4 protein-coding genes and 2 pseudogenes are annotated in these 5145 nt (G+C 43.7%); 1 reads left to right on the top strand and 5 read right to left on the bottom strand.

The genetic code is table 11. The features are described 5' to 3' along the window. Positions 1 to 708, bottom strand: a pseudogene (locus B4K20_RS12860) (two-component sensor histidine kinase); the annotation flags it as partial. Positions 709 to 756: 48 nt separating this feature from the next. Here B4K20_RS12860 and B4K20_RS12855 point away from each other — a divergent pair. Continuing rightward, positions 757 to 2142, top strand: coding sequence for a PAS domain-containing protein (locus tag B4K20_RS12855; protein WP_289283175.1), 1386 nt, complete (start codon positions 757 to 759; stop codon positions 2140 to 2142). 42 nt (positions 2143 to 2184) lie between these two features. Here the strand turns inward: B4K20_RS12855 and B4K20_RS12850 are convergent, their stop codons facing one another. The 4 genes and pseudogenes from B4K20_RS12850 to B4K20_RS17055 form a co-directional block, all read right to left on the bottom strand. Further along, a complete protein-coding gene (locus tag B4K20_RS12850; RefSeq protein WP_289283174.1) occupies positions 2185 to 2967 on the bottom strand; it encodes a TorF family putative porin in 783 nt (260 codons plus the stop codon). 45 nt (positions 2968 to 3012) lie between these two features. Continuing rightward, positions 3013 to 4053 carry a heme-dependent oxidative N-demethylase family protein gene (locus tag B4K20_RS12845; RefSeq protein WP_289283173.1) on the bottom strand — a complete coding sequence of 347 codons (1041 nt, stop codon included), beginning with the start codon at positions 4051 to 4053 and terminating at the stop codon, positions 3013 to 3015. Positions 4054 to 4064: 11 nt separating this feature from the next. Beyond that, the gene (locus B4K20_RS12840) at positions 4065 to 5018 is read right to left on the bottom strand and encodes a PDR/VanB family oxidoreductase (RefSeq protein ID WP_289283172.1); all 954 of its coding nucleotides are present in this window, start codon (positions 5016 to 5018) and stop codon (positions 4065 to 4067) included. Continuing rightward, positions 5015 to 5145, bottom strand: a pseudogene (locus B4K20_RS17055) (hypothetical protein); the annotation flags it as partial. The gene B4K20_RS12840 and the pseudogene B4K20_RS17055, both read right to left, overlap by 4 nt.

Genomic DNA, 5145 nt, shown 5'->3' with positions numbered 1-5145 from the left:
GCTCTCCATTTTGGCGGATAACTCTGAAACCCGATGCTCCAGCAAAGCAAACTCATCATCCACATCCAGTTCACTTTTTTCACTATTTTTGGCGTAGATAAAGGCCAAAAGTCTATCCAGCCGTTCAACTAAGATCTTTCTGGTACTCAGCACTAACAGCAGAATGCAGCTCAGTACAAACACCAGACTGACCGATTCCAGCAGCATTAATACGGCTCGTTTAATTTCGATATCTTTATGCAGGGCTTGTTCAAGGTTTTTATAGGCCGAGGCTAAACGGTCTGCTCCGCGTAACTGCACCGCAGCACGAAGGTTCAGTGTGGCTAATTGAGAAAAGTTGGCTTGTTCTGACTCTATGAGCCTGACCGCTTCAGCGATGTCATCATTCTTTTGACGTAACATCCACAGCACAGCAGGATCTTGTGTATCGAGAAAATGCGACTGCATATTGTGGAACAATCTTTGTGACTGCTGACTATCTTTCAAATCAATATGAACTAATTGATTTTCCCAATAATATTTCTGCTCGTTAACCTTGGCTAGAGCAATTTGCACAGAAGGCATATAATCCAAAAGGAAGAAAATCCCAGCCTGCATCAATGAAATAGTCGCAGCAATACATATCAGCAAAACCACCCACTTTGTATAGAGTGTGCGTCGGGAAAAAATGCAGAAAATTTCGCTAAGACGCTGTTTTAATTTCATCATGCTGCAAACTTTTCATCAAAAGCTGGGCAATAAAATAAGGATATAAACATGAATATCATCTTGTTCAGTCTGGTCATGTTAAGCAGCATTTTTGTACTGGTACTGGGTTTCTGGTGGGATAGCACCGCCCCATTTAAAGTACACATATCTACGCTCGCTGCTGTGCTTGCCATGTTTTTATCCGCCATATTAGCCATGACGCTCTACCCTCGGTTAAAACGTCGTCCTCAATCCCAGCCCCCCCCCATCGCCTTTGATGATGTTATATGGGGCCAGGACCTCTCCAGCAAACTATCTACGCCTGCTGCTGTGATAGATGGTTATAACATTAAATTCGCCAACAATGCCTTTCTAAAAGAACTAGGTATGAATGGTATGCGTGACATGATTACCGACTTGCCACTTACCAATCTGATCCACCCCAGTTCACACCAACAAATGACAGACTTTATCAGCCGTCAGCATAATCATCGTTCGAACGAAACTATGATGTTACGAATGCTGTATGTGGATGGCACGACCATCCCGGCTCAAATATCACTGTCTCCTCTAAACTCATTACAACAACACGGTCAATTCTTGTTGCAGTTCACTACCACAACCGCATCTGAACCGACTTCAACCAAACTGGATATCGATCATACCTACGGTTATCTTATCGATCGCCTTGATCAAATCGTGTTTCAAATGAACGTTGATCAAAAAATTATTTTTCTTAATCCCGCCTGGGAACGCATGCTCGACTTCACGCTTCAAGAATGCATGCAAAAAACCTTATTTCAATTTATTCACCCGGAAGATCTACCACTGGCAGAAGCCCGAATAAATGCACTGACTGAAGGCAAACGCCATCACAGTCAGTTTGAATTACGACTCATTGCAAAAAATGGTCGCTCACAATGGTTTGAAATGCGTGCTTCCACTACGTCTCGCCTCAACAGTGAACGCAGCAGTGTCATGGGCACACTGACCGATATCAGTCGTATCAAACAAACTTCTGCCGATCTCAAAGCCAGTGCCAGATTAGCCAACGATATGATCATGCCAAATGTGCCTTGCATGCTTTATCGTTGTAAAAATGATCGTAACTGGACATTTGATTATGTCAGTGAAGGCTGCCTGGAAGTGACGGAATACCAGCCTTATGAAATTACTAACTCCCTCCATTTCAACTATATGCAGCTGATTTATCCTGAGGATCAGCAACGTGTTTGGGAATATATCCAGCAACAGATTAATCAACAACGCAGTTTTCAAATCATTTACCGTATCCAGACCCGTAGCAATAAAACCAAATGGGTGATGGAGCGCGGTAAAGGCATCTTTTCAGGAACAGACGAGTTATTAACTCTGGAAGGCATCATCATTGATATCAGTAGTGAGAATTATCAAGCAATGATGGATGGACTGGAACAGATGACTTCAGAGCAATAACAGAGAGTCATCCTTGACCCTCTGCTGCCGCTTATGAAACGCTTAAAACGATCGTGATATATAGCCGATAAACTGATTATCGCCACGGTTATCACCATCCACACCTGTCCACCAGTCTTTATCGGCATCGGTATCGGTGTAGTTAATCCCCACCGTCCAGCCTTCAGACTGAGCAATGGTCAGGTCTTTACTTAAACCAATCATATAGTCCGTGTAATTGAAATCACTGTAGTTTTTCACATCTAGATGACCTACATGTAAGTTCAGATTCACTTCCCACGGTAATTGGTAGGCGAAGTTCAACTCGATATATTCAGTGCCTTTGGTATCACCATTGGCATAACCATCAATACCGGCTGATTTGTTATTCACACCACCCCAGTCGCTTAATGTCCGGCTGTATTTTGCAGTAAACCATTTCCAGGTCGCTGCAAGGTAGGCTTCGGTGGTATCAATATTTTCACCGTTATACTTTTTGTGATCAGGGTAATAAAACTGCAGCAACCCAACATCAATCCCAATATCGTCTGTCAATTGATGGTAATAACCACCATAAAAATCGACTTCCAGACTGTTACCCGCATTGTCATCTTCTTCTAATGTTGAGCCCCATATTCCCGCATAGAGCCCATTATCATGAGCATAGTCGAAGCCACCTTGTAACGCAGGTCTTTCATCACTGTATGTAATGCCACGAAATACATATTGGCTGAAAATTCCAACGTTGGAACTAAAACTATGTGGTGATGCTTCCTCTGCCAGGGCGTTGGTTACTGAGAATGTTGATGCTGCCGCCGTTGCCACCATCAAAACTATTTTTTTCATCTTGCTTTCCTTTAAACCTAAGTGATTACCCCTAAACTTAATCCCTTATTCTGGATGTGTACCTTCTCCGATATCTGCCCCATCATCCATCGGCGCCAACCAATCAATAACTAGCTGGCGATAATTGGTTAAACCTTTATATTCAGCCAAATCAGGATGCAGATTTGTCAGCACACGATGTAAACGTTTAGCCCAGCGTGGATAAGTAGCAATATCACGCACACTGATAAGATAGCCGCGAATACCAAAGGTAATGGCATTGCTTCTTGGTAAGCGGAATAAAGTCTGTAATTCAACACGCAGAAACACTTTATCTGCCACATTATTCGCCGTGACAGAAACGTTGTCTGGTCCCCATATAGGATAATTCTCTGGTGAGGTATCTAAGCGTGGATTGACTGTCATCGTCCAGTTCAAACGACGAACCGGGCTACCATATTGCAAATGTAATAAATATTTTAATGCCCGTTCAAAAATGCCCATTTCATTAGCCTGTGGGACAGGACCATGCCATTCTTTAAACGACATCCCAGCGTCAAATGCCAGTGACCAATCCGCCTGACTGGTGACCATTCCCATATCAGCAAATAAATCCTCATCACGCTGATCCATCACGACCCAGTCGCCTTGAAGTTGACGACTAATAAATTCGAACGGCTCCATAGGTAAGGTAGAGAGATCACCAAACACAAATTTTTGCTCAATGTCTAAGGGCTTATTCACCCAATGCCAGTTATCGCCATCTCTGCTGAGTTGGAAATGCTCTGGGAAGTCTTTCGCTAAAGACTCCATGCCTAACTCCAACATATCCCACTGTGCATCCATCATGTGTGGCAAAGCAATACATCTGTCAGGGTCGTCAGCCAGAGTAATACGGCGGTCTTCACACTCGGCCAGATAATGCTCGTCGAGATCGATTACATTTTCAAATACTGAGCCTGGAGCCCCTTTGGTATGTTGTTCGATATTGACGCTATACATATATTCGTCTTTATCAAACGGAAAAGGAAAACGACGAATCGCTTCGGGTGAGTTGGTAAACGTATAGTCATCCCGAAATGTTTCATTTTTAAATGCCATATTCATAATTCATATCCTCACAAATTCACTACAAGTCGGGTACATTTCGCACGGGACACACAAGGCATAATCTTATTACCAGCGGCTTTTTCAGCATCACTGAGATAATGGTCGTGATGTAACAAAGCACCATCAGTTTCAAGCACATCTAACTCACAACGACCGCAAGCACCGCCACGACATAGGAAAGGCGCATCCACTCCGGCTTCTTCCATCGCTTCCAGCATGCTCATATCACCCGGGACAACGATCTCTTTCGCTGACTGATTCAGAACAACAGTGAATTCATCACCAACCGGTGGAGCTAAAAACTGCTCACTATGAACATGATTGCTGGGCCAGCCTAAATATTTTGCTGTCAGTAGCATCATTTTCACCATTGGTTCAGGACCACAAACATAAGCATGCGTACCTAATGGTTGCTGTCCGAGTAAGTCCCCAAAATCAATGCGAGTGCCATCACCTTCCACATAAAAATGCACGCGATCACCACATAATTCTTCCAGTTGTTCACGAAAAGCCGCATGCTCAGATGAACGATAGGCATAATGCAGCTCGTAGTCCGCGCCTAAACGATTCAAGTCAGCGATTTGGGACATAAAGGGAGTAATACCAATACCACCAGCGACTAAAATATGTTTTTTGCCAAGACGGTTGATGGCAAACAAATTCACTGGATATGTAATGGTTAATTTCGTTCCAGGTTTAACCTGGTCATGCATAAACACGGAACCACCACGAGATTTATCCTGACGACGAACAGCAATTTGATAACTGTCGGTATTGGCAGGCGAACTCATGAGCGAATAAGGATTACGATGCGTGCGTCCGTTAATATCCATTGATACAACAACGTGGCTACCACCTGAGAATTTCGGTAAAGCTTCACCGTTATCCTGTACAAAGGTAAACTGCTTTACCACATCAGTGATTTGCTCCACTTTCTCCACGGTCACATTTAAAACACTCATGGGTACATCTCCTCAACTTCAGGAATATTGCCGGGTTCTTCTGCATCTACCATTAGCCCCATATAGGCGCCCAAACGCCGAGAAAAATGATCTCTGACAAACAGGTGACGTCCACAGCCAGGACAGG

Source organism: Methylophaga sp. UBA5088, assembly GCF_002414625.1.
Lineage (GTDB): Bacteria > Pseudomonadota > Gammaproteobacteria > Nitrosococcales > Methylophagaceae > Methylophaga > Methylophaga marina.
This window is presented reverse-complemented; position numbering and strand designations above follow the sequence as displayed.